This window comes from Enemella evansiae, assembly GCF_002250705.1.
GTDB lineage: Bacteria > Actinomycetota > Actinomycetes > Propionibacteriales > Propionibacteriaceae > Enemella > Enemella evansiae.
The window spans coordinates 50,040-74,060 of the sequence record NZ_NMVP01000002.1 but is presented as its reverse complement, the minus strand read 5'-3'; the positions used below and the strand labels follow the sequence as shown (position 1 = coordinate 74,060).

Below are 24,021 nucleotides of genomic sequence, written 5' to 3'. Positions count from 1 at the left end.
ATGGAATATACGCCGGGGAGGGCGCGCGGTTCAAGGGGATCACCGGTTCGGGCTGTTCTGGATCTGACCGGTGGAGATCCCGATCGAGCGGAGACTGGCGAAGACGGCTTCGGCACGCGCGGTGAGGCTGACATCGGGGCGATGGGCCACCACGACCGAGTTCTCCGGCAAGGGATCGGTGAGCGGGATGTAGACCAGCGGCCACCCCTCGATGCTGTCGTGCCGCATCACCCGGGCCATCGTGATGGTGTACCCCATGCCGCGCGCCACGAGTGAGCGCACGGTCTCGATATTTGCCGTACTGGCAAGGATCCGCGGCGTCAGGCCGCGGTCGCCGAAGAGCGCGAGGGTGGCTTCGGCGTGGGGCCCGATGTCCAGCAGGACGAGTCGCTCCTCGACCAGTTCCGCCAGGCGCAGCCCGCGGCGCCGACCGAATCGGTGGCGCGGGGAGATCTGCACCCGAGACTGTGTCGGCATCAATCGGATGAACTCCAGATCGGGATCGACCTGGCTCTCGAACATGCAGGCCAGCTCGAGATCGCCCTCCCGCAATCGCGCCTGGAGTTCGTCGGCCGGGGACTCCAGCACCTCGACCTGCAGTTCGGGGTAGGTCTGCTCCAACCGCTCCAGCAGTTCGGGGATCAGGGTGGGGGAGAGTGAAGGGAAGCAGCCGACACCGACGGAGCCGACGAGCTTGCCGTGCAGCTGGTTCGCGATCGTGCTCAACTCGGTCACCGCGGTGTGGATCTCCCGGGCCTGCGCCACCACCGCGCGACCCGCCGGCGTGAGCGCGGCGCCCTTGGCGCGGCGACGCACGGTGAGGGGTACGCCGATGACGTGCTCCAGTTCGTCGAGGCCGAGCGAGAGGCCGGTGGGTGACATGTGCAGGGCCCGGGCGGCGGCCTGCAAGGACCCGTGGTCGGCAACGGCCACCAGGAAGCGCAGCTGGCGCAGGGTCGGCTCATTCATCTGCTGATCATAGGTAACTGCCCTGTTTTCGGTGGTTTTCAAAGGGTTTTCCGGCTTCGCACAATGTTTCGCATCGGCGCAGTACGGACGCTGACCCTGCAAGGAGGCAGATGTGACAGCTCGGCACCCGCTCTCGGTGATCACCCTCGGCACCGCCGGCGGTCCCCGCTACTGGGGCCCGCGGCCCCGCAGCGGAATCGCGACGGCGGTCGTCGTCGGCGACGCGACCTACCTCATCGACGCCGGTTACGGCGCGGCCGGTCAGCTGCACCGAGCCGGCCTCGGCTTCGAATCGCTGCGCGGGGTGCTGCTCACCCATCTGCATTCCGATCATGTCGTCGACCTGCCCGGGGTGATGATGTTCGGGCAGACGGCGATGGAGCGCTACCCGGACAACCCGCTGCCGATCTACGGACCCGGCGACCGCGGTGCCCTGCCGCCGATCTCGGCCGGCGCCACCAGCGCCCCCGAGCTGCCGAACCCGCAGCACCCGACACCGGGTACCGCCGAGATGGTCGACCTGCTGATCCAGGCCTTCGGCACCGATTACACCGACCGGATCCGCGACTCGCTGAAGCCGAACCCGAAGGACGTCTTCCGGGGCGTGGACATCGACTTGCCGGCCGGGACCGGGTTCCACCCGAACGAGAACCCGCACCCGGCGGATTTCGAACCCTTCCTGGTGCACAGCGACGATCGGGTGCAGATCACCGCCACCCTGGTGAAGCACGCCCCGATCGCACCGGCGTTCGCGTACCGGATCGACACCGAGGAAGGATCGGTCGTCGTCTCCGGCGACACCGCGCCCAGCGACAACCTGGTCCGGCTCGCCCGCGGTGCGGATCTGCTGCTGCACGAGGCCATCGACCTGGACACGATCGCCGCCATCTACGGCCGCCGCAGGCCCGAAGGCGTCGACGCCATCATGCGGCACCACCGGAACGCCCACACCACCCCCGCGGCGGCGGGTGAGATCGCGGCACGTGCCGAGGTCGGCGCCCTCGCTCTGCACCACATCGCCCCCGGCGACGCGGATCCCAGCGTCTGGCTGGCCGCCAAGTCGACCTTCGGCCGGACCGTGCTGGTCCCGGACGACCTGCAGATCATCCCCATCGATCGGCACTGAAGTTCCATTCCACCGGACGGCCCGACCGGGCCGTTCACCGCAGAAAGGACGCCCGATGTCTACAACGGCGCAGACACCGGCAACACTCAACACCCCGCAGATGCGGCGCATCCTGGCTTCGGCCTTCCTCGGCAGTGCGATCGAGTTCTATGACTTCGCACTCTTCTCCATCGCCGCGGCGCTGGTCTTCAACAAGGTCTTCTTCGCCGGCATGGATCCGGTCGTCGGCACCTTCGCCTCGTTCATGGCACTGGCCACCGGATATGTCGCCCGGCCGCTCGGCGGGGTCATCTTCGGCCACTTCGGCGATCGCATCGGGCGCAAGAAGATGCTGGTGCTGTCGATGCTGCTGATGGGTGCTGCCACCGTCGCCCTCGGTCTGCTGCCCGGATCGGCGCAGATCGGTGCCCTGGCCCCGATCCTGCTGGTCACCCTGCGGGTCGTCCAGGGCATCGCTGTCGGTGGTGAATGGGGCGGGGCGGCGACCCTCGCGCTCGAACACGCGCCGGGTGGGCGCCGCGGTCTGGCCGCGACCTTCGCCAGCTCCGGCGGTCCCGCAGGCGTACTGCTCGCGACGCTGGTCACCTCGGCCTTCACGCTGCTGCCGCAGCAGCAGTTCCTCGCCTGGGGGTGGCGGATCCCGTTCCTGCTCAGCCTGGCGCTGGTGATCATCGGCCTGTGGGTCCGCTCCTCGGTCGCGGAGAGCCCGATCTTCGTCGCCGCCACCAAGAAGGTGGAGGAGCGCCGCATCCCGATCGCGGAGGTGCTGCTGAAGCACCCGAAGATGGTCGTCGTCGGCATCCTGGTGGCCTCCGCGCAGTTCACCGTCGGCGGCATCATGACCGTCTGGGCGGTCTCCCGGGCCGTGCAGAGCGGAGCGAACCAGACCCAGGTGCTGAACATCAAGGCCGGCTCCGCGGTCATCGTGCTGATCGTGACCTTCACCGCCGCGGCCCTGTCCGACCGCTACGGCCGCAAACTGATCATGGCGATCGGCATGATCGGGATGGCGCTGTTCACCTACCCGGCCCTGGTCCTGGTGGAATCCGGGTCGGTACGCAACTTCGCGATCGCCCTGGTGGTCGCCCAGATCTTCCAGTCGATGACCTTCGGGCCGCTGGCCGGCTACCTCTCCGAACTGTTCCCGACCAAGGTCCGGTTCACCGGTGCCTCGCTCACCTATCAGGGCGGATCCACCCTCGGCGCCGGGTTCTCCCCGGCCATCGCGACCGCCGTGATCGCTGCTGGCGGCGTCGGCGCCCTGGCGGGTGCCTGGAGCGGGCTGCTGGTGCTCTGCCTGCTGGCGCTGCTCCTCGGCTCGCCGCGGGGACGGGACAGGATCGACCTCGAGGCGATCGACGAGCAGGAGGCGGCGGAGGACGGGGCGGCACCGGTCGCTCCGGAGCCGAAGACCGGCTCGGCGGCCGGGTGAGCCTCAGCCCTCCGGTGCGACGCGGATGGCGTTGGCGGTGGACCAGCTGAGGTGGATCGCGTCGTCGCCGACGGTGACCCGGATGGCGTCGGCGGCCTCGTTGACCTCCTCGACCTGCAACCCGGTGCCGACGGTGACGTGCAGTCCCTCCAGGTGCCGGAGCACCTCCGGGGAACGGTCGGAGACGCGGATCACCCGCACCCGATCGCCGGGTGCGGTCTGGCTGAGCGCCTGGTCCGCGGTGACCGTGAGATTGCCGTCGCGGTCCGGGATCGGGTCACCGTGCGGGTCGTGGCTGGGATGGCCGAGCACGTCGTCCATCCGGTCCAGCACCAGATCGGAGACCGCGTGCTCGAGCCGGTCGGCCTCATCGTGGACCTGGTCCCAGGGCACCCCGAGCTCGCGGACCAGATAGGTCTCCAGGATCCGATGCCGGCGTACGATCTCGACCGCGATCGCGCGACCCGGCTCGGTCAGGCTGATCGAACCGTACGGCTCGTAGTCCAGGAAGCCGTCCCGGGCGAGCTTCTTCAGGTTCGCTGAAACGGTCGAGGGCGTCACGCCGAGCTGGGCCGCCAGATCCGAGGTGGTCGGCGTGCCGCCGGGCCACTCATGGGCCTTCCAGATGAGCGTGACATAGTCCTCGACCACCCGGGTGACCGCAGGATGAGGCATCCCGGTCATTCTAGGAGCGATTCCCCGCACCGGCGGTGACCGATTCGCGTTCCGGGGCGTCGGCCACCGCCTGCGCCTTCTTGAACGGTGCGGCCAGGGTCGCCAGGATGTCGCGCCGGTGGGCGATCAGGAAGCCGAGGGCGAACACCGTCTGGATCGCGCTCAACACGTACCGGCCGCCGGTATCGGTGACGAAGAACTGCACCGCGAACAGCACCGCCAGCCCGATCGCCGACCAGAGCCGGAAGCGCAGCGCGATGATGATCGCCACACCCAGCACCGTCTGGGTCGCGGTCAGCACGAACTCCTCCACCTGCCGCCCGTCCAGGGGCAGCGCAGCGGTGCCGCCACCGATCCAGTACGCCACCGGCAGCGAACCGACCAGCAGGCTCCACTGGTTCACCTTGGAGGCGATCAGGGTGCCGATCGCCGCGGCCCCGTGGCCGCGGAGGGCGAACATCACCGCGATGATGAACTCCGGCGCCTCGGAGGCCAGCGGCGCCAGCCACTGCACCAGGAAGTAGCTGTCGATGCCGAGCGAGGTGCCGGAGGCGACCAGCGCCTCGGCGAACGGTTCGGCGGAGGTGAGGATGATCGCCGCGGAGACCAGGAACAGTGCCACCACGGTGATCCGCCGGGACCGGGTCGGCATTCCCGCGATCAGCGCCGCGGCGCCGACGAACTCCTCCTCCTCGTCCTCGTGCACCCGGCTGGCGCGCCACAGATACAGCACGAACATGGCGATCAGCACGAGACCGAACCACAGCGGAATGCTGCCCAGCAGCGGAATCGCGAACGCGATCACCGACAGCACGGCCAGGAACCCGATGTCGAGGCGCGCCTCGCCGGGCAGTCTGAGGAACCGGTTCAGCCCCGCGCCACCGGCGTCGGCGGACTGGCGGCGGCGCGCCACCACCAGGGCGACGATCACCACCAGCGGCCAGCCGAAGCCGAGCAGCAGCCGGTTCGAACCGGTCATGTTGGCGGCGGCGAAGTGGGTGTACGCCGGATCGGAGCCGGCGCGGAAGGCGTAGTAGAGATCGACCGCGTACTCGGGCAGCACGGCGATCAGCGCGAGCAGGGCGATCGCCAGGGTGCCGGAGATGTCCTTCTGCGCCGCCTCGGCGGCCCAGGCGAGCAGGAAGGCGGCGGCCACCACCGCTGCGCCGAAGATGAAAAGGTCGGCGACCGGGGTGAACTCGATCCCGGTCACCCGCATTGCGATCGCGGGGGCTGCGATCACCAGACAGAGCAGAATGCGTCGGACGAGAGCCGCTGGCATGACGTGCCTTTCTCAGCAGCTGCCATGGCCTCGGATGGGGGTCCTCGGCCACGACAACATCGGCCGAAGGTCTCGCTCGCCTCACCGGAGGTGCTACGCCGGGCAGCCATCCGCGGCCGCCATTGTGTCGACGCAGCTCACCCGGACCGACGCCCGAGCGGAACTACTCCCCTTCGCGCAACAGGCTTTCGCGCGCGGTGCGGGTGTGTCTACGGACAACTGAATGTTTGATGAGCCAAACCTTGGTTCGAGACGCTGCGGGCCCTGGTGGCGGCGGTGGAATAGTTGGTCCAGTGAAATAGTTTTGGTGGCATGACTGAAACGATCCGTACGAACAACGACACCTTGACGATCGAGGTCTGGTCCGATGTGGCCTGCCCGTTCTGCTATCTCGGTGAGCAGAACCTCGAACTGGCGCTGGAGTCCTTCGCGCACCGCGACCAGGTCGAGATCGTGGCCCGCAGCTTCGAACTCGACCCCACCGCCCCGGTCGGCGAACACCGCCCGATGGTCGAGGCGCTGGCCGAGAAGTTCGGTACCAGCCCCGCCCAGGTGGCGGCGATGCAGCGCGGCATCGCCGAGCGCGCCAAGGCCGCCGGCCTGGCGTACGACACCAGTGACGCCCAGATCACCAACACCTTCGACGCGCACCGGCTGGTGCACCTGGCCGCCGAATCCGGCAAGGGGATGGAGCTGCTGCGCGCGTTGATGCAGGGCTACTTCGCTGAGGGTCTGCGCGCCGGTGACCCGGAGGCGCTGGTCGCCGTCGCCCGCCGGGTCGGCCTCGACGAGACCCGGGTGCGCGAGGTGCTCGCCGGCGACGACTACGCCGACGCCGTCCGGGCCGACCAGCAGCGGGCCCGCTCGATCGGGGTGAGCGGAGTGCCGTTCTTCCTGATCGCGGACCGGTACGCCCTCTCCGGCGCGCAGCCGGTGGCGACCTTCGCCTCCGCACTCGATCAGGCCTGGGCCGCCGAACACCCGATCCAGGTCATCGGGGATGCCGACGGCGCCGTCTGCACCGGCGACTCCTGCGCGATCTGACCGGCCCCACGTTGGTTGAGCGAGCGGCGAAGGAGCGAGTCGAAGCCATCGGGAAACCCCCTTGCCTGCATGAAACCCCTGCTGCAGTGGGGGTTTCACGCATCTGAGGGTGGTTTCACGCCGAGGGGGTCAGGTGCTCGAACCAGTCGGGTGTCGATGAGGGTGCGCAGCTCCTCGCACTCGCGGGCATCCAACGAACCGATCACGGGGGCGCCGTCGAGCATCGCTGGGGCGAGCGCGGTCCGTACCGCACGACCCCGTTCGGTCAGTGACAGCCGGCGGGCGCGCCGGTCGTCGGGGTCCGGTTCGCGGGTGATCAGCCCGGCCCGCTGCAGCTGATCGGCGAGCGCGGTGAGGTGGGAGGGTTCACAGGCGGTCGCCTCGGCGGCGTGCTGCATCCGCATCGGCTCCTCGAGGATCAGCAGCAGCCGGGCCTGCGGGGCGCTGATCTCGAAGTCGCGGGCCACCTGCTCGATGTGGCGGCGCAACTCGATGCTGGCCCGCAGCAGGGCGTCCAAGGCGTCCATCCGGGCGCGGTCCTCCCTCGTGCGGGATGTGGCACCGGCTCTGGCGTTCATGCCTCCCCCTTCCTCTCCACCATCTCAGATTACTTGGTTCAGTGAAGGAATAACTTCATTGAGTGAACTGTTGGGCTCGTCGTGGTATTCCTGCCACCCGATCTGGAGGTATCCCTCGTGACCATCACGACCATCATTCTCACCGCCCTGCTGACGCTCGGCTTCCTCGGGGCAGGTGTCGGCAAACTGCGGCGCAGCCAGCCGGTCACCGGCACCCTGGAGGGCCTCGGCGTGAGCCCCGGGCTGCAGCGGACGATCGGCATCCTCGAGGTGCTCGGCGCGATCGGCGTCATCGTCGGTCTCTTCCTGCAGCCGCTCGGCATCCTGGCCGCCATCGGCCTGGTGCTGATGATGATCGGCGCGATCATCTTCCACCTGCGCGCCAAGGACAGCGTCAAGAACTCCGCCGGCGCCCTGGTGCTGCTGGTGTTCTCCGGCCTCGTGCTCAGCCTCCAGCTGATCACCGCCTGATCGCCCCACCCGAGTTCGGCAGAGGTACGCCTGAGATGTTCGGTTCGATTCCCTACAAGTGGCTGGTGGCGGTGGCCTTCGTCACCGGCCTCTTCCTCGAGATCCTCGACATGACGGTGCTGAACACCGCCCTGCCGATCCTCGGTGAGCACTTCGGTGCCGACACCGCCACCCTGCAGTGGCTGGTCACCAGCTATCTGATCAGCCTGGCGGTGTTCATCCCGGCCTCCGGCTGGGTGGCCGACCGATTCGGCGACAAGAACACCTTCGTGCTCGCACTCGCCATCTACACCGCCGCCTCGCTGTGGGCCGGGCTCGCCAACTCGGTCCCCGAGCTGCTGATGGCCCGGATCACCCAGGGCGTCGGTGGCGGTCTGCTCACCCCGGTCGGTACCGCGATGCTGTTCCGCGCGTTCCCGCCGCACGAACGGGCCCGGGCCTCGGCCATCCTGGCGATCCCGACCACTCTGGCACCCGCCCTCGGCCCGGTGCTGGGTGGCTGGCTCGCCGACAACATCTCCTGGCGCTGGGTCTTCCTGCTCAAGGTGCCGGTCGGCGTACTCGGCCTGATCTTCAGCATCCTCGCGCTCAAGGCGGGGGAGAAGGTGGCCCGCGATCGGCTCGACGTGGCCGGTTTCCTCACCGGTGGTGCCGGCCTGGCGACCCTGCTCGTCGGCATGGAACGCGGCGCCCGGGAGGGGTGGAGTGATCTGCCCGCACTCGCCCTGGTCGCCACCGGGGTGCTGCTGGCCACCGCCTTCGTGATCGTCGAACGCCGGGTCCGGGCGCCACTGATCGACCTGAAGCTGCTCCGCAACCGGATGTTCCGGATCGGCAACCTGATCATGCTGCCCGCCGCCGGTGCGACCATGGGCGCGCTGTTCGTGGTGCCGATGATGGTGCAGACCACGATCGGGCTGTCGGCCACCGAATCCGGTCTGCTGACCATGTTCCAGGCCTTCGGCATGCTGGTGATGCTGCCGTTCACCAACCGCGTCTTCCAGCGGGTCGGACCGCGCCGGATGATGATCGGCGGGTTCGCCGCGATCACCCTCAGCCAGGTGTTGTTGTCCTTCGTCGGTCCGGAATCCAGCCTCTGGCTGATCCGCGCGGCGATGTTCGTGATGGGTCTGGCCGGTGCGTTCATCATGGTGCCGGTGCAGGCGGCCGCGTTCTCCACCATCTCCGGCAAGGACACCGCGCGCGCGACCGCACTGTTCTCCACCACCCGCCAGGTCGCAGCCGGGGTCGGGGTCGCGGTGCTGGCCACCACGCTCACCGTCCGGCTGGCCACGCATCTCGGTTCGCTGACCGGGCCGGTGACCGAGGCGGCCCGCGTCCAGGCCGCATTCGCGGCGTACCACGACGTGTTCCTGGTCGGTGCGGTGCTGGCCGCGCTCGGCGTCCTGGTTTCCTTCTGGGTCAGGGATTCGGAGGCGGCGGCGAGCCGTACGCCGGTGCCGGCCAAGGCGGTCGACCCGGCCAGCCCGGTGACCGAACCGGAAGCCTCCTGAGGCGTACCCCCCCCGGGGCTCAGGCCTCGGGGGTGCCCTGCTGGAAGCGCTGCACCCAGTCGTTGTCGGAGCGCACCCACACCGAACTGCGCAGCGTGCTCCGGGCGTCGCTGACCGCGCGCCAGAGCAGCAGCACCTGATCGGTGGCCGGGCGCTGGGCCTCGACCAGTTCGAGGTCGGTGGGTTCGGCGAGCGGGCCGATCGAGCTGAGCAGCTCGGCCCGCCGCCAGATGCGGCCCGACGCACCGATCTCGCACCAGTCGGGGTGCAGCAGTGCCGCCACCCGGCTCGGGTCGGCGCGGACCGCGTCGGTGAGCAGCGAGCGTTCCAGCTCCACCACCCGTTCCTCGGCGGCGAGGTCCTCGTCCAGCTCCGGCAGCTCGAACAGCGCCGGAATCTCCTCGGTCTGGTTCGGGCGCACCTGCGGATGCGCGGACGAGCCGCCGGCGTACCCGGGTCCGGTCGCCGGTTCCTTTCCCTGCTGGTACGCCACCGCGGCCGCCCGGGCGCGCGCATCGGCGGCCTCGTTCAGCTCATGCCCGGCGTGCCCCTTGACCCACTCGAACACCACCCGGCGCCCCTGCATCGCCTGATCGAGGGCCTTCACCAGCTCGACGTTCTGCACCGGCTTGCCGTCACCCTTGCGCCACCCGCGCCGCTTCCAACCCGGGGTCCACTTCGAGATCACGTTGATCGCGTACTGGCTGTCGCACAGCACCCGGAGATCCTCGGTGACGTGCGCGGTCTGCTGCAGCAGATCCAGCACCGCCATCAGCTCGCCCATGTTGTTGGTGCCGTGCGGCCAACCACCTGCTGCCCAGCAGTCGTCGTCGACGTACCAGGCCCACCCGGCCGGTCCGGGATTGCCGAGGGCCGAGCCGTCTGCTGCCGCGGTGATCGTCACCGCGCGATCTTCCCATGTCGGCGGAACCGGCGCTTCCCACCACGCCAGAACTGGCGGGTCATCGGCCGGGTCAGATAGGTACCGAGGCTGGATCCGGCGGCCAGCGCCAGCCCGACACCCGCGGCGGTCATCAGCGTCACCATCCCGGTCACGGTGTCCACCGCGGCCTGGTTGCTGGTCAGCAGCAGGACGCCGCGATAGACCATCGAGCCGGGCATCAGCGGCACGATCGCGGCGGTGATCAGCGCCAGTGCCGGTACGCCGAGCCGCGGCGCGAGCGTCCGGGCGATCACCGCCGACAGCACCGCGGCGACCGCGCAGGAACCGATCTCGCCGAAGCCGAGCCCGCCCGCGGCCAGATAGGCGAGCAGGGTTGCCACTCCGAGCAGCGAGGCGACCCAGACCGCGCGCAGGCTGGCGTGGCAGGCGACCGCGAACGAGGCGGAGATGATCAGCGAACCGATCACCAGCTGCACCGGGCCCGCGACCAGCTGCGGAGCCGCCGGGGTGAGCAGCACCGAGACACCCAGCCAGGTGCCGAGCCGGAGCATCACCAGCAGCCCGGTGACGATGCCCAGGGTCAGCACCACCACCTCGAAGGCGCGGGCCGAGGCGGTGACATAGAAACTGTCCAGACTGTCCTGGGCGGCACCGACCACCGACATACCGGCCAGCAGCAGCACGATGCCGGCGGTCACCGTCAGCGTCGGTTGGGTCTCCCGCAGCCCCGGCAGTCCCATAGCCTGGGCCCACTGCAGCAGCAGCGTGGCACTGGTCGCGACCGCCGCGCCGACCACCTGCTGGAAGAACGCGGGCACCCGCCGCCGGGCCAGGAACTGCAGGGCGATGTCGATCAGGCAGGTGGCCAGGAAGGTCACCAGCATGACGATCGGTTGCGCACCCCAGAGCAGCCCCAGACCGATCGAGACCCCGCCGTTGGAGACCACCACCACCCACCGTCGATAGGGGTGCGGGGCATGGTTCAGCCGGCGGAACTGGCCGTTCGCCTCGGCAGCGGTGAGCTCACCGGCCTCGATCTGCTCGACCAGTTCCATCACCCGCTGCACCCGGGTGAAGTCGGTGGTCCGGGCGCGCACCACGCGCAGCGTCGACATCGGCTCACGGTTGCGGGGCTGCCAGGACAGCGTGATCGAGGTGTAGGTGACATCGCAGTTCACCCCGCGCAACCCGTAGGCCCGGGTGATCCGCAGGGCGGTGGTGGTGACGTCGTTGGCCGAGGCGCCGGAGCTGAGCAGCAGATCCGAGACATCGGTCGCCAGGTCGAGCACCCGCAGCGCCTGCCGGGTCTCCTCGGCGATCTCGTTCTCCTCCGGGGGAGCGGGCTGTGCCGGAGGCGGTGGCACGACCGCATCACGCAACCGCCGACGCACCCCGCCGAAGAACCCCTGCCGCACCATGTGCCTAGGGTGGCCGCAGGCCCCCACCACTGACAAACCCACGCCGGTGTCGGTCCGCGATCGAGCCGCGGAGGTACGCCGCTATGCTGCGGCGTGGCCGTTCCCAACCTGGTCCAGGAGGCACAGTGGCCGCCGAGAGGTCATCCACAGCAATCGATCCCACCGCCGTCGCATCCACCGCCACCGGAGCCGAGATCGCCCAACAGCCCACCCTGTGGCGACGGGTGGCGGAGATCGTCACCGGTACCGCCGGGGAACTGGGCCCGATCCTGGCGGCCGCCGCCGATCCGGCCCACCGGCTGATCCTCACCGGCGCGGGCTCATCGGCCTTCGCCGGCGAGGTGATCGCCCCCGAACTGGCCCGCCGGCTGGGCCGCCCCGTCGAGGTGCTGCACAGTACCGATCTGGTGGCCACCCCGGCCCTGTTCGGCGACGACCCGCGGCCGACGGTGCTGGTCTCCTTCGCCCGCAGCGGCGACAGCCCGGAGTCGGTGGCCGCGGTCCGGCTCGCCGATGCCCTGCTGTCCGAGGTGCGGCACCTGGTGGTGACCTGCAATGCCGAGGGTCAGCTGGCCCGCGAGCTGGGGGCCCGGTCGAACGACCGGGTGGTGCTGCTGCCGCCGGAGACCAACGACCGCGGTTTCGCGATGACCTCCTCGTTCACCTCGATGGCGCTGGCGACCCTGCTGGCCTTCGGTGTACCGGTCGACGTCGACGGGCTCGCCCGCACCGCCGAGGACGTGCTCGCTGGGGCGTACGCCAATGCCGAGGCGTTGCTGAGCCGGCAACCGGACCGGCTGGTCGCGCTCGGTTCGGGATCGCTCAAGGGGCTCTCCCGGGAGACCGCGCTCAAGTGCCTGGAGCTGACCGCCGGTGACCTGATGGCGGTGGCGGACTCCTCGATGGGATTCCGGCACGGGCCGAAGGCGATGCTCACCGACCGGTCGGTCGCGGTGGTGCAGCTGTCGTCCGATCCGGTGACCCGCCCCTACGACGAGGACATCGCCACCGAGCTGATCGCCCGGCTGGGCGCCGACCGGGTCGTCGTGGTGTCGGCGCAGCCGCTGGCCGACGACGCGTTCGCCGGTGCGCAGCGCTGGCAGCTCCGGGGTGCCGAGGCGCAGCCGGATGCGGTGTGGGCGCTGGCCGCGTTGATCAACGCCCAGGCCTTCGCCCTCGGCGCCTCGCTGGCCGGTGGGAAGACCCCCGACAATCCCTTCCCCAGTGGGGAAGTGAACCGGGTCGTGCAGGGCGTGCGGATCCACGACCTGCCAGAGGCGCGCTGATGGTTGCTGCGGGTGCGAGCGCGGGTGAGGTCTATCTCGGCGTCGACGGCGGCGGCACCAAGACCGCCTACTGCCTGATCTCCGACGGAGTCCCGATCGCCCACTTCCGCGGCGAGAGCATCCACTACCTGACCCGCGGCATGCACGTCGTGGAACCGGCCCTGCGGCTCGGCATCGGCGAGGTCTGCTCGGTGGCCGGGATCGAACCCGGTGACATCGCCCACGCCTTCATCGGCATCCCCGCGCTCGGCGAGGTGCGCGACGCGATCGCTGTGCTGGAAGCGATTCCGGGACGGGTGCTCGGCCATGACCGGTACGCCTGTGGCAACGATGTGGTCTGTGGCTGGGCGGGTTCGCTGGGCGGCGCCGACGGCGTCCACGTGGTCTCGGGCACCGGTTCGATCTCCTACGGCCAGTACGCCGGCCAGGACGCCCGGGCCGGTGGCTGGGGTGAGCTGCTCGGCGATGAGGGATCCGGTTACTGGGTCGCGCGGCAGGGATTGAACGCGTTCACCCGGATGAGCGACGGCCGGTTGCCGCGCGGGCCGCTGCACGAACGAGTCGCCGCCGAGCTGGGCATCGACGACGACTTCGATGTGGTCGATGTGGTGCTGAACCAGTGGGGCGAGGAGCGGGCCCGGATCGCCGCACTGAGTGTCACGGTCGTCGCCGCGGCCGAGGCCGGTGACCCGGTCGCCGCCCAGATCCTGCAGGCGGCGGCCCAGGAACTCGCCCGGCTCGCCGATGCGATCGCCGCGCGGCTCGACTGGCCTGCCGGCGACCAGGTGCCGGTGTCCTATTCCGGTGGGATGTTCAACGCGACAAGGCTTTTCGACGAATTCGCCGCGGCCCTGGCCGCCAGTCCGATCGCCTACGACCTGCGGACGCCGGCGTACCCTCCCGACGAGGGCGCCGCCCACTACGCCGCCCGACTGGCCGCACGCACCGCCCGCGGCTGACCCGGAGAACACGATGGAGCTGCTCACCGTCACCCTCAATCCCGCCCTCGACCTCACCTACCGGGTGCCGGAACTGGTTGCCGGCGGCTCGGTCCGGGTCGCCGAGGTGACCGGCCGGGCCGGCGGCAAGGGTGTCAACGTGGCCACGGTCGCCCAGGCGCTCGGTGCGACGGCCCAGGCGCTGGTGCTGGTCGGTGGCCCGGGCAGCGACGAACTGACCGACGGGCTCACCGACCTCGGGCTGCGGACCCGGGCCGTGACGGCGCTGGCGGGGATCCGGCGCACCATCGCCGTGGTACCCGACCAGGGAGACACGACCATCCTGCTCGAACCGGGCAGCAGGGTCACCGCACCGGAGGAGGTCTCCGATCAGGTTCTGAAAGAGGTGGCGGCCGCGCTGGCCGAGGGGGTCGGCGCCGTGGTGGTGTCCGGCAGCCTGGCCCCCGGTGTCCCGGCCGAGCTGCCGGCCCGGATCGCGGAGCGCTGCCGGGAGGCCGGGATTCCCTGTGTGGTCGACACATCCGGGGAGGCGTTGGGTGCGGCGGTCGGCTCGGGTGCGGTGCTCAAGCCCAACCGGGAGGAGCTGGAGCAGCTGCGTGGACCGCTGGGTGCCGAACCGGCGGCGCTGGCCGATGCGGCCGGGGACCTGCTCACCGGAGGGGCCCCGGCCTGTCTGGTCACCCTCGGTGCGGCGGGCCTGCTGCTGCGCACCCCGCAGGGTGCCTGGCTCGCCCGGCCGCCGGAGCAGATCGCCGGAAACGCCACCGGTGCAGGGGATGCGGCCGCGGCCGCCCTGGCGCTCGGCCTGGCGAAGGGGAGCGCTGGCGGCGTACCGGACTGGCCGGTGCTGCTGGCCGATGTGGTCGCCACCTCCGCCGCGGCGGTGCTCTCCCCGGTCGCCGGGGAGCTGGACCTGGCGGCCCGGGAGCGCTGGCTGCCGCTGGTCCGGATCGACGAATTGCCTGTTGCAGAAGGGATGACGCAGTGACGACGACGATGAGCGAGGTGTTGGCGGGGATCGGGAACGGCGCGGTCGGCGCCTACAACGTGATCCTGCTCGAACATGCCGAGGCGATCGCCGGTGCCGCGGCCGATACCGGGATCCCGGTGGTGCTGCAGTTGTCCCAGAACGCCATCCGCTACCACGGTTCGCTGGCGCCGATCGTCCGCGCCTGCCAGGCGCTGGCCGAGGCGAGCCCGACGCCGGTGGTGGTGCATCTGGACCACATCGACGACGAGGAGCTGATCGCCGAGGGGCTCGAGCTGGGTGTCGACTCGGTGATGTTCGACGGCTCGGCGCTCGACTACGCCGACAATGTGTCCGCCACCGCCCGGGTGGTCGAACGCTGTCACGATGCCGGTTGCTGGGTGGAGGCCGAGCTCGGTGAGGTGGGTGGCAAGGACGGCGTGCACGCCCCGAACGTGCGCACCGATCCGGATGATGCGGCCCGCTTCGTCACCGACACCGGTGTCGATGCGTTGGCCGTCGCGGTGGGTTCCTCCCATGCGATGGCCGAGCGGACCGCTGCCCTGGACGACGAGCTGATCGCCGAACTGGCCGCCAGTGCCGGTGTACCGCTGGTGCTGCACGGATCCTCCGGGGTGCCCGACGACGGCCTGGTCAGCGCGGTCCGGCACGGCATCCGCAAGGTGAACATCGGCACGATGCTGAACCAGCTGCTCACCGAGCAGGCGCGGGTGGTGCTCGGTGACAACCCCCGGTTGAGCGACCCGCGGAAATACCTGCGCCCCGGGCGTGACGCCATCCGCGCCGAGGTCGCCCGGATCTCGACGCTGATCGGCCCCCACGCTGGCTGAGCGAGCGAGGAACGAGCGAGACGAAGCCACCCGGGTCGGGGACCGCAAGACAGGAGAAGACCCCACCCATCCGGGTGACTAGCGTCGGTGCCATGTCCCGCACCCGCGTACACAATCTGCAGGTATCCCTCGACGGTTACGCCGCCGGCACCCATGTCACCCGTGACGAACCGATCGGGCAGGCCGGCCAGCTGTTCTCCCGGTTCGACGGCCGGGTGATCCATGGCGTCGACAAGGCGGACGCCCCGATCACCCTCGACCGCGCGCTGACCTCGCTGTGGGGCCAGGGCATCGGTGCCGAGATCATGGGCCGGCGCAAGTTCGGACCGCAGAGCGGGCCCTGGCCCGATGACGGCTGGCGCGGCTGGTGGGATGAGGAGCCACCGTTCGGCACCCCGGTGTTCGTGATGACCCATCACCCGCGGGAGCCGATGCACTTCGACAACGGCACCAGCTTCCACTTCGTCGAGGGGGCACCGACCGAGATCCTCGCCCGGGCACAGGATGCGGCGAACGGGCTGGACGTGCGGCTCGGTGGCGGACCGAGCACCATCCGGCAGTTCCTGGCCGCTGACCTGGTCGACTTCCTGCACCTGGTGACGGTGCCGATCGTGCTCGGCGAGGGAACCTCGCTGTGGGACGGCCTCGGTGGTGTGCAGGACAGGTTCGACCTGGAGGCCGTCGCGAGCCCGACCGGCCTGATCCACCAGTTCTGGAACCGGAAGGGCTGACCCCGGCCCGGCGGTCAAGGTCAGCTGGTTGCGCGTTCGACGAGGGCGAGCACCCGGGCCGGGGAGCCGGAGCCGTTGACGATCGGCAGCGGGGTGGCCACGATCATCGCGCCGGTGGTCGGCAGCTTGTCCACGTTCTTCAGCTGGGTGATCCCGTATTTCCCGGCGCCGAGCATGAACGAGTGGCAGGGGAACGCCGGCTCGAAGGAGTGCGCGATGCCGCCGTCGGTGCCGACGGTCTCCACGCCGATGCCCTGGATCGGGGTCTCCTCGGCCAGCCACTGTGCGCACTCCGGTGTCATTCCCGGCGAATGCGGGCCGGTCTCGCTGTTGCCGAGCGCCTCGTCCTGGTCATAGGTGCGCGGCGCCCAACCGGTGCGCACGATCAGCCAACCGCCCTCGGGCAGTGGCCCGTTCTCCGCCTCCCACGCCTTGACGTGCTCGACGGTCAGCATGAAGTCGACGTCCTGGGCCACCTCGTCGGTGACGTCGATGACCGCCGCCGGACGGAGGAGCTTGTCCGGGGCGACCGAGGCGATGTCCTCCTTGTCCCGCCCGGTCACCCAATGGTTCGGCGCATCGAAGTGGGTGCCGGTGTGCTCACCGGTGCGGAAGTTGTTCCAGTACCAGCCCGGCCCCTGTTCGTCGCAGTCGCTGATCAGTTCCAGCTGGAAGGGCCAGGTCTGACCGAACTCCGGCGGCAGCTGCAGGATCGGGGTCTCGGCGTTCAGCGGTGAGGTCAGGTCGATCACCTCGATCTGGCCGCTGCCGATGGCCTCGGACAGTTGCTGCAGGATCTTCATCGATTTTCCTTCGTTGGTTGGGATCGGGTCAGACGACGTGCCGGTTCAGCGTCGCCGACGGTGACTCGCCGAAGGCCTCGCGATATTCGGTGGAGAACCGGCCGAGGTGGTTGATGGCCAGCTCTCCGGCCACCGCGGTCACCGTGGTCGAACCGGGCGCGGCCAGCTCCAGTCGCTGCCGGGCCAGGTCCAGCCGGCGCCGCTTCAACCAGGCGGCCGGTGACTCGTCGAGTTCGGCGCGGAATGCCTTCTGCAGTTGGCGTACACCGACCCCGATGCCGGCGGCGACCTGCGGCAGGTCGATCGTCTCGGCGATCCGGGCCTCCATCCAGGCGGTGGCCCGATGCACGGTCGCTGCATTGCCGCTCCGGGTGCGGATCAGCTCGGAATGGTTGTGCGGCTGGGTCAGCAGCAGCGTCGTCAGCACGGTACGCTCCCAGCGCCGCGGGCGCTGCGCGGTCGGGTCGCTCAACTGCTGCCAGAGCCGGCGCACCGAACCGAGCCAGGAGCGCACCGCCGGATCCTCGACCGGCAGCTGGGCCTGGAATCGCAACGGCCCGGCCGGCTCGTCGTCGGCGAGCAGGGCGAGCTCCTGTTCGACCGCCTCGCGGTCCAACCAGCACAGCAATTGCGGATTGTGCTCACCCCAGTGCATGTCGACCGCCTCGGTCGGCGAGAGGATCGCCGCATTGGCCGGGGTGGACACGAAGTGGTCGGTGCCGTGGTCGATCAGCGCACGGCCGGCCAGTGGCACCATCACCAGATAGAAGTCCTCGAGCCGGCCCGGGGTGATCCGCACCCGATGCCCGTAGTCCAGTCCGACGACCGCGACCCCGCCGCTGCGATGGGCGCTGAACCGGACATCCACCCCGTCGGGTCCGGCTTGCAACCGGTGCGGGCAGAAGACCTCACCGATCTCCTCACGCGCGCGTTCCACGGCGGTGGTGTGCAGGGTGCGGCGTTCCAGCACGGCTTCGCGCATCTCGCCCTCCTCACCCGGCCACGTTCGTTGTGCGGTGGCTCACACCTTAGGCGGGATCTGTGTCGTTATGAAGACTGTCGACATGATCCCGGCATTGATTCGGTGTGCCGGTCGCAATTCGGATAGCACCCGCACCGGGGCCGACCTAGCGTTCCGATGCCATGGAGACAGCCACCGAGCAGGCAACCGAGAAGCCGCTGGCCGGGCGGACTGCACTCGTGACCGGGGGTGCGACCCTGGTCGGGCAGGGCGTGGTCCGCGCCCTGCACGCCGACGGTGCCGAGGTCGTCGTGGTCGACATCGACGCCGAGGGGGCCCGGCCGCTGGTCGAGGAACTGGGTGTCGGATTCGAGCGGGTCAACATCACCGACGACACCGCGCTGGCCGACCTGGTCGCCGACCAGGACCGGATCGACATCGTGGTCAACCTGGCCTGCAGCTACCTCGACGACGGTGCGGACACCAGCCGCCAGGACTGGTTGAGCGCCTTGGATGTGAATGTCGTCTCGGCGGTGCAGCTGGTCCGCGCCGCGCGGGAGAAGCTCGCCGCCAGCGGCCACGGCGCGGTGGTCAACTTCACCTCGATCTCCTCCTCGGTCGCCCAGACCGGCCGCTGGGTCTATCCGGCCACCAAGGCGACGCTGGTGCAGGTCACCCGCTCGATGGCGATGGACCTGGCCGGTGACGGGATCCGGGTCAACTCGGTCAGCCCCGGGTGGACCTGGTCGAAGGTGATGGACACCCTCTCCGGTGGCGATCGGGCCAGGACCGACCGGGTGGCCGCCCCCTTCCACCTCACCGGTCGGGTCGGTGACCCGATCGAGGTCGGTCGCGTCGTTTCCTTCCTGGTCAGCGATTCCGCCTCCGTGGTCACCGGGGCCGACTGGGCCGCCGACGGTGGCTATTCCGCAATGGGACCGGAACAGGCCGTCCCCGCGATTCCGCAACTCAGCGAATGATCACCGAGACGAGGACGACATGTTGATCGCCATCATCGGAGCCGGATTCGCCGGCCTGGCCGCCGCCAAACACCTGCGCGACTTCGGCCACCAGGTCACCGTCTTCGAGAAGTGCCCGGACGTCGGTGGCGTGTGGAGCCGCACCCGCCGCTATCCCGGCCTGTGCACACAGAACAACAAGGACACCTACTACCTCTCCGACCTGCCGATGCCGGACTCGTATCCCGAATGGCCCAGCGGCGCCCAGGTGCAGGCCTATCTCGAGGGGTACGCCACCCTGTTCGGTCTGCGACCGCACCTGCGGCTCGCCACCGAGGTGGTCTCGGTCGAGGAATCCGAACCCGGGTCGAGCCAGCGCCGACCCGGTGACACCCGCTGGCGAATCACCACCCGCCACGACGGCGCAGAGACCAGCGAGGACTTCGACTTCGTGGTGGTCGCCAACGGGATCTTCTCCACCCCCGCCATCCCCGACTGGCCGGGGCGTACCGAATTCGAGGCCGCGGGTGGGCGGGTCTGCGCACCCAGCGAGGTGCAGTCGGTCGACGAGGTGCGCGGCCGTGACCTGGTCGTCGTCGGCTATGGCAAATCGGCCTGCGATGTCGCGGTCTCGCTGTCGGAGGGTGCGGCGACCACCACCGTGGTCGCCCGGCAGTTGCTGTGGAAGATGCCCCGGATGCTGATGGGCGTCCTCAACTTCAAGCACCTGATGCTCACCCGGCTCGGTGAGGCGCTGTTCGAGTACCAGCACCTGCGCGGGATCGAGAAATTCATGCACGGCAGGGGAAAACCGGTCACCACCTCGATGCTCGGCAGCGTCCAACAGGTCGCCACCAGACAGCTCAAGCTGCGCCGACTCGGGTTGGTCCCCGAGGGCTCCTTCGAACGGATCGCCCGCTCGACCGTCTCCCTGGTCACCGAGGGTTTCTATGAGAAAGTCGAATCCGGTGACCTGCGAGTGGTGCGGGACGCCACCATCACCGCCCTCACCGTCGACGACGGGATGCCCGCCGCGACCCTCAGCACCGGTGAGACCGTGCCCGCCGAGGTGATCGTCTGCGCCACCGGCTTCCGCCAGGAGGTGCCGTTCCTGTCCTCGGACCTGCAGCAGCGGATCACCGACGACCGGGGCAACTTCGAGCTCTACCGCCAGATCCTGCCGCACGAGGTGCCCGGAATCGCCTTCTGTGGTTACAACTCCTCGTTCTTCTCCCCGCTCTCGGCCGAGGCCGCGGCGATCTGGATCGGCGCCCACCTGATGGGTGAACTGGAGCTGCCGCCGGTGGCCGAGCGGCGCCGGCTGGTCACCGAGCGGTTGCGCTGGATGGCCGAACGCACCGAGGGTCATCACGCCCGTGGCACCAACATCATCCCGTTCTCGATGCACAACGTGGACGAGATCCTCTCCGATATCGGTCTCGACGTCACCCCTGCGGTCCGGGTCGGGCAGTGGCTGCGACCGCCGGCAGCCAGCGACTACCGCGACATCCCGCAGCGCCTGATCGCTCGCCACGCACGCCGTGCCGGTGCGAAACTGGAACCGGCCGGTGCATCGGACCGGCCCGGTGACCAGGCGGCAGCGACGCGCCAGACCGCCGGAGCGGGGAGGCAATGACCCAGAACGGCCAGATCCAGCAGGAGCGGACCCGGGCTGCGGACCACGACGCGATCGTCGTCGGTGCCGGCATCAACGGCATGGTGGCCGCCGCGGAACTGGCCGGTGCCGGTTGGCGGGTCTGCCTGATCGACGAGCACGAGCGGATCGGCGGTTTCATCGCCTCCGCCGAGCTGACCGAGCCGGGCTTCATCCACGACACCTTCTCCAGCTGGCATCCGCTCTTCCACACCGGCGGCGCCTATGCCGAACTGGGTGCGGACCTGGCCCGGCACGGGCTCAGCTATCGCAACACCGACGGTCCGTTGACGGCCTCGGTCGGTCCGGACTCGGTGGTCGTCGCCCACCGCGACCCGGAGCAGACCGCGGCCGGCTTCGCCGCCGAGGCGGACCGGTCGGCGTACCTGAAGGCACTGGAGCGGCTCGGCGCCGATCTCGACGTGATCGGTGAGCTGCTGGGCACCGAGCTGCGTTCCCCCGCCGCCGCGGGCCCGCTCTGGCGGCTGCTGCGCCGCGGCGGCCTCGCCCGGGTCGAGGGTTGGGCCCGGGACACCGCGATGTCGGGCCGGGCCTGGTGTGCGCGCATGTTCACCGGCGGTGAGGTGGACCAGCTCTGGGTGCCCTGGCTGCTGCACGGTGGGCTGAACCCGGATGCCGCCAGCGGTGGGTTGATGGTGCCGTTGTTCGCGGCCACCATGCACGGCGCCGGACTGCCGGTGGTCACCGGGGGTGCGGGGGAGTTCGTGGCGGCCTTCGAGAGGCTGCTCGCCGAACGCGGGGTGACGGTGCTGACCGGTCGCCGGGTGGAACGGTTGATCGTCGAGGACGGGCGCACCGTGGGGGTGGTCGCCGACGATGGGCAGCGGCTGCGGGCGGAGCGGGCGGTGTTGTGCTCGGTGACCCCGCAGGCGCTCTGGCAGGAGCTGCTGCCCGATGCGCCACCGAGGCAGCGTGCCGAGGCGCAGGCCTACCGCTACGGCCGCGGCGCCATGCAGGTGCACCTCTCGCTGGACCGGCCGCTGCAGTGGCAGGCCGGCGAACTCGCCGGCGTACCGCTGGTGCATCTCTCCTCGGGTTCGGCATCGACCGGGATCGCCTGCGCCGAGGCGAGCGCGGGGCTGCTGCCGCGCCGGCCCACGGTGGTCGTCGGCCAGCAGTTCCTGCTCGATGAGACCCGGGTCCCCACCGGTCGCGGGCAGTTGTGGCTGCAGCTCCAGGAGGTCCCGTACGCCCCCGGCGGGGATGCGGCCGGGGAGCTGGACACCACCGGTGGCTGGGCCCCCGAGCTCTGCGCGGGTTTCCTGGACCGGGTGCTTCGCCAGCTCGAGGAGTACGCCCCAGGGGTGCGCGACAGCGTCCGGGAGGTGCACGCGCTGGCCCCGCCCGATCTGACCTGGTGGAACCCGAACGCCCAGCACGGCGACCCCTACAGCGGTTCGGCGGAGCTGCACCAGAACCTGCTCTGGCGGCCCGGGCCCGCGACCGGCCGGCACCGCACGGTCGTTCCGGGGCTGTGGCACATCGGCGCCAGCACCCACCCGGGGCCCGGTCTGGGCGGCGGTTCGGGGCACCTGGCTGCCCAGCAGTTGCTCGCCGGGGACGCACCGCGGCTGCAGCGGCTCCGCCGGCGGCTGGGGCGATAGTCTGCGCCGATGAGCGTGCAGCAGGACGGTGACCGGTTGGAGGGACTGCCCCGCCATCAGCAGCTGATCGTCAGCATCTTCGGGCTCTACGGCCGCAGCAACGGGGGCAGCATCGCGGTCTCCGGGCTCATCCAGCTGCTCGGGGATCTGGGCGCGGAGTCCGCCGCGGTGCGCTCGTCGGTGTCCCGGTTGAAGAAGCGCGGGGTGCTGACCAGTACCCGGCCGGGTGGCCAGGCCGGGTACGCCCTGGTACCAGCCCTGCAGGAGGTCTTCGCCGAGGGCGACCGACGGATCTTCGATCCCCGCCGGGCGAGGGTCGACGAGCCGTGGATGCTGGCCGCGTTCACCGTGCCGGAGGCGCAACGCCATCTGCGGCACCGGATCCGGACGATGTTCACCAAGCGGGGCTTCGGCTCGGTGACCCCGGGGCTGTGGATCGCACCGGGATGGTTGTTCGAGTCCACGCTGGCCGAGCTGGAACGGGAGCAGCTGGCGAGCTACGTCGACTTCTTCTCCGGCGCCGCGCTCGGCCCGGTCGACCTCGCCGACAAGGTCGCGAAGTGGTGGGACCTGCCCGCGCTTTCCCTGCTGTACGAGGAATTCCTGCAGCGCTGGGAACCGGTCCGGCGGCGCTGGCGTGGGCGTTCCGGGGCCGGCGGCGAGCTGGCCCGGGAGGCCTTCCGCGACTATCTGCCGCTGATCACCCAGTGGCGCCGGTTGCCCTATCTGGATCCGGGGCTGCCGCTGGCCTACCTGCCCGAGCCGTGGCCCGGGCAGGCGGCCGCCGATCTGTTCGCCGAGCTGAACGACACCCTGGCGCCGCTCGCCGAACGGCACGCCCGCGGCGTACTCGTCCCCGAAGCGGCCTGAGGGGCCCGCTCACTCCTCCGGCAGCAGTTCCTTGCCGGCCGAGGGGCCCTCGAGGAACTTGTTCGGCTTGAGGAAGCAGCTCAGCACCAGTGCGCCGTTGGGGGAGTGCGCCTTGTGCTGGTTGCCCTTCGGCCGCCAGGTGAAGTTCCCGACCGTGGCCTCGCCCTCGGCGTCCACGATGCTGCCCTCGAGCACGTAGGTCTGCTCGATCTCCACGTGCTCGTGCTTGTAGAGCACCGCCCCCGGCTCCCACTTGAACAGCGCGGTGAGCAGGCCGGTCTCCGGCTCCGACAGCAGCACCTTCATGGTGATGCCCTCCGAGGCGGTCGGCTGCCACGGCAGCGACTCGACGTCGACATACCGGGATGCCAACGGAGGGAGGGAATTCAGGTCATCGGCGTGCGGTGTGATGGCGGGCATGGAACCTCCCGATGTAGCGGATGTGTTGCGATCGTCATGCATCGGTCATATTATCACCTTCATCCGGCCCTGAACAGGGGTACGGCCAGGTGAGGAGAACCCGTGTCGAACGTGCCCAGCAAGGAAACCGTCAACCCCGCGAGCCTGCCCAAGCCGTCGGGGTTCGCGCACGGCACCAAGGTCGGCGACACCGTCTATCTGGCCGGCCAGACCGCGCTGGACGCCGACATGAACATCGTGCCCGGTGGCATCGTGGAGCAGTTCAAGCAGGCCTTCGGCAATGTGCTCACCACGCTGCGCGAGGCCGGCGGCGAACCGAACGATCTGGTCGATGTGACCATCTATCTCACCGACGTGGACGACTACCTGGCCAACGGCCGCGAGATCGGGCGGCTCTGGCGCGAGATGGCGGGCTCTCAGTACCCGGCGATGGCCGGGATCGGCATCACCCGGCTCTGGCAGCCGGAGGCCCTGATCGAGATCAAGGGCGTCGCGGTGATCGGCTCCGGCGCCGCTCGCTGA

At 70.0% G+C, this 24,021-nt stretch carries 24 protein-coding genes; 15 read left to right on the top strand and 9 right to left on the bottom strand.

Annotated features, from left to right (window positions below):
- Positions 1-39: 39 nt before the first annotated feature.
- Positions 40-969, bottom strand: a complete 930-nt coding sequence (locus BI335_RS04210) for a LysR family transcriptional regulator (RefSeq protein ID WP_094405933.1) — start codon at positions 967-969, stop codon at positions 40-42.
- A 112-nt stretch (positions 970-1,081) separates the two neighbouring features.
- Between BI335_RS04210 and BI335_RS04205 the strand changes: the two genes are divergently transcribed.
- Together BI335_RS04205 and BI335_RS04200 are read left to right on the top strand one after the other, a co-directional pair.
- Positions 1,082-2,095: an MBL fold metallo-hydrolase gene (locus BI335_RS04205; RefSeq protein ID WP_094405934.1), complete on the top strand. Its 1,014-nt coding sequence runs from the start codon at positions 1,082-1,084 to the stop codon at positions 2,093-2,095.
- Positions 2,096-2,150: 55 nt separating this feature from the next.
- The gene (locus BI335_RS04200) at positions 2,151-3,527 is read left to right on the top strand and encodes an MFS transporter (RefSeq protein ID WP_094405935.1); all 1,377 of its coding nucleotides are present in this window, start codon (positions 2,151-2,153) and stop codon (positions 3,525-3,527) included.
- 3 nt (positions 3,528-3,530) lie between these two features.
- Here BI335_RS04200 and BI335_RS04195 read toward each other — a convergent pair whose 3' ends face one another.
- Complete coding sequence (locus BI335_RS04195; RefSeq protein WP_166646749.1) at positions 3,531-4,202, bottom strand: metal-dependent transcriptional regulator; 672 nt, start codon at positions 4,200-4,202, stop codon at positions 3,531-3,533.
- Between the two features lie 10 nt (positions 4,203-4,212).
- Positions 4,213-5,445, bottom strand: a complete 1,233-nt coding sequence (locus BI335_RS04190) for a sodium:proton exchanger (protein ID WP_229117962.1) — start codon at positions 5,443-5,445, stop codon at positions 4,213-4,215.
- 351 nt (positions 5,446-5,796) lie between these two features.
- On the opposite strand from BI335_RS04190, the gene BI335_RS04185 reads away from it, so the two are divergent.
- Positions 5,797-6,528, top strand: coding sequence for a DsbA family oxidoreductase (locus BI335_RS04185; RefSeq protein WP_229119441.1), 732 nt, complete (start codon positions 5,797-5,799; stop codon positions 6,526-6,528).
- Between the two features lie 95 nt (positions 6,529-6,623).
- On the opposite strand, the gene BI335_RS04180 is transcribed toward BI335_RS04185, so the two are convergent.
- Positions 6,624-7,055, bottom strand: a complete 432-nt coding sequence (locus BI335_RS04180) for a MarR family winged helix-turn-helix transcriptional regulator (RefSeq protein WP_172421732.1) — start codon at positions 7,053-7,055, stop codon at positions 6,624-6,626.
- Between the two features lie 168 nt (positions 7,056-7,223).
- Between BI335_RS04180 and BI335_RS04175 the strand changes: the two genes are divergently transcribed.
- Positions 7,224-7,577 (top strand): DoxX family protein, encoded by a 354-nt coding sequence (locus tag BI335_RS04175; protein WP_166646748.1) that lies wholly within the window; start codon positions 7,224-7,226, stop codon positions 7,575-7,577.
- A 35-nt stretch (positions 7,578-7,612) separates the two neighbouring features.
- Positions 7,613-9,091 (top strand): MDR family MFS transporter, encoded by a 1,479-nt coding sequence (locus tag BI335_RS04170; RefSeq protein ID WP_094405938.1) that lies wholly within the window; start codon positions 7,613-7,615, stop codon positions 9,089-9,091.
- 19 nt (positions 9,092-9,110) lie between these two features.
- Here BI335_RS04170 and BI335_RS04165 read toward each other — a convergent pair whose 3' ends face one another.
- Positions 9,111-9,995, bottom strand: a complete 885-nt coding sequence (locus BI335_RS04165) for a ribonuclease HI family protein (RefSeq protein WP_094405939.1) — start codon at positions 9,993-9,995, stop codon at positions 9,111-9,113.
- Positions 9,992-11,413 (bottom strand): threonine/serine exporter family protein, encoded by a 1,422-nt coding sequence (locus BI335_RS04160; protein WP_094355158.1) that lies wholly within the window; start codon positions 11,411-11,413, stop codon positions 9,992-9,994. The genes BI335_RS04165 and BI335_RS04160 overlap by 4 nt, the downstream gene beginning before the upstream one ends.
- 125 nt (positions 11,414-11,538) lie before the next feature.
- On the opposite strand from BI335_RS04160, the gene BI335_RS04155 reads away from it, so the two are divergent.
- The 5 genes from BI335_RS04155 to BI335_RS04135 all read left to right on the top strand — a co-directional run bounded on the left by BI335_RS04155 (position 11,539) and on the right by BI335_RS04135 (position 16,207).
- Entirely contained in the window at positions 11,539-12,699 is a 1,161-nt protein-coding gene (locus BI335_RS04155) for an SIS domain-containing protein (protein ID WP_229117966.1), read from the top strand.
- Positions 12,699-13,658 (top strand): BadF/BadG/BcrA/BcrD ATPase family protein, encoded by a 960-nt coding sequence (locus BI335_RS04150; protein WP_094355156.1) that lies wholly within the window; start codon positions 12,699-12,701, stop codon positions 13,656-13,658. Before BI335_RS04155 ends, BI335_RS04150 begins: the two co-directional genes overlap by 1 nt.
- A gap of 13 nt (positions 13,659-13,671) precedes the next feature.
- On the top strand, positions 13,672-14,646 hold the full coding sequence (locus BI335_RS04145; protein ID WP_094355155.1) for a 1-phosphofructokinase family hexose kinase: 975 nt from the start codon (positions 13,672-13,674) through the stop codon (positions 14,644-14,646).
- On the top strand, positions 14,643-15,476 hold the full coding sequence (locus tag BI335_RS04140; protein ID WP_229117968.1) for a class II fructose-bisphosphate aldolase: 834 nt from the start codon (positions 14,643-14,645) through the stop codon (positions 15,474-15,476). The genes BI335_RS04145 and BI335_RS04140 overlap by 4 nt, the downstream gene beginning before the upstream one ends.
- 92 nt (positions 15,477-15,568) lie before the next feature.
- Positions 15,569-16,207 carry a dihydrofolate reductase family protein gene (locus tag BI335_RS04135; protein ID WP_094429771.1) on the top strand — a complete coding sequence of 213 codons (639 nt, stop codon included), beginning with the start codon at positions 15,569-15,571 and terminating at the stop codon, positions 16,205-16,207.
- Between the two features lie 20 nt (positions 16,208-16,227).
- On the opposite strand, the gene BI335_RS04130 is transcribed toward BI335_RS04135, so the two are convergent.
- Positions 16,228-17,010, bottom strand: coding sequence for a cyclase family protein (locus BI335_RS04130; RefSeq protein ID WP_094355153.1), 783 nt, complete (start codon positions 17,008-17,010; stop codon positions 16,228-16,230).
- Between the two features lie 28 nt (positions 17,011-17,038).
- Entirely contained in the window at positions 17,039-17,992 is a 954-nt protein-coding gene (locus BI335_RS04125; RefSeq protein WP_094355152.1) for an AraC family transcriptional regulator, read from the bottom strand.
- 161 nt (positions 17,993-18,153) lie between these two features.
- On the opposite strand from BI335_RS04125, the gene BI335_RS04120 reads away from it, so the two are divergent.
- The 4 genes from BI335_RS04120 to BI335_RS04105 are packed head-to-tail and all read left to right on the top strand — an operon-like array spanning position 18,154 to position 23,079.
- Positions 18,154-18,951: an SDR family oxidoreductase gene (locus BI335_RS04120; protein WP_094355151.1), complete on the top strand. Its 798-nt coding sequence runs from the start codon at positions 18,154-18,156 to the stop codon at positions 18,949-18,951.
- A 19-nt stretch (positions 18,952-18,970) separates the two neighbouring features.
- On the top strand, positions 18,971-20,566 hold the full coding sequence (locus BI335_RS04115; RefSeq protein WP_094355150.1) for a flavin-containing monooxygenase: 1,596 nt from the start codon (positions 18,971-18,973) through the stop codon (positions 20,564-20,566).
- Positions 20,563-22,209 carry a phytoene desaturase family protein gene (locus tag BI335_RS04110; RefSeq protein ID WP_094429770.1) on the top strand — a complete coding sequence of 549 codons (1,647 nt, stop codon included), beginning with the start codon at positions 20,563-20,565 and terminating at the stop codon, positions 22,207-22,209. The genes BI335_RS04115 and BI335_RS04110 overlap by 4 nt, the downstream gene beginning before the upstream one ends.
- Before the next feature lie 9 nt (positions 22,210-22,218).
- Positions 22,219-23,079: a PaaX family transcriptional regulator gene (locus tag BI335_RS04105; protein ID WP_094429769.1), complete on the top strand. Its 861-nt coding sequence runs from the start codon at positions 22,219-22,221 to the stop codon at positions 23,077-23,079.
- A gap of 9 nt (positions 23,080-23,088) precedes the next feature.
- On the opposite strand, the gene BI335_RS04100 is transcribed toward BI335_RS04105, so the two are convergent.
- Positions 23,089-23,499 carry a cupin domain-containing protein gene (locus BI335_RS04100; protein WP_094355147.1) on the bottom strand — a complete coding sequence of 137 codons (411 nt, stop codon included), beginning with the start codon at positions 23,497-23,499 and terminating at the stop codon, positions 23,089-23,091.
- A 102-nt stretch (positions 23,500-23,601) separates the two neighbouring features.
- On the opposite strand from BI335_RS04100, the gene BI335_RS04095 reads away from it, so the two are divergent.
- On the top strand, positions 23,602-24,021 hold the full coding sequence (locus tag BI335_RS04095; protein ID WP_172421730.1) for a RidA family protein: 420 nt from the start codon (positions 23,602-23,604) through the stop codon (positions 24,019-24,021).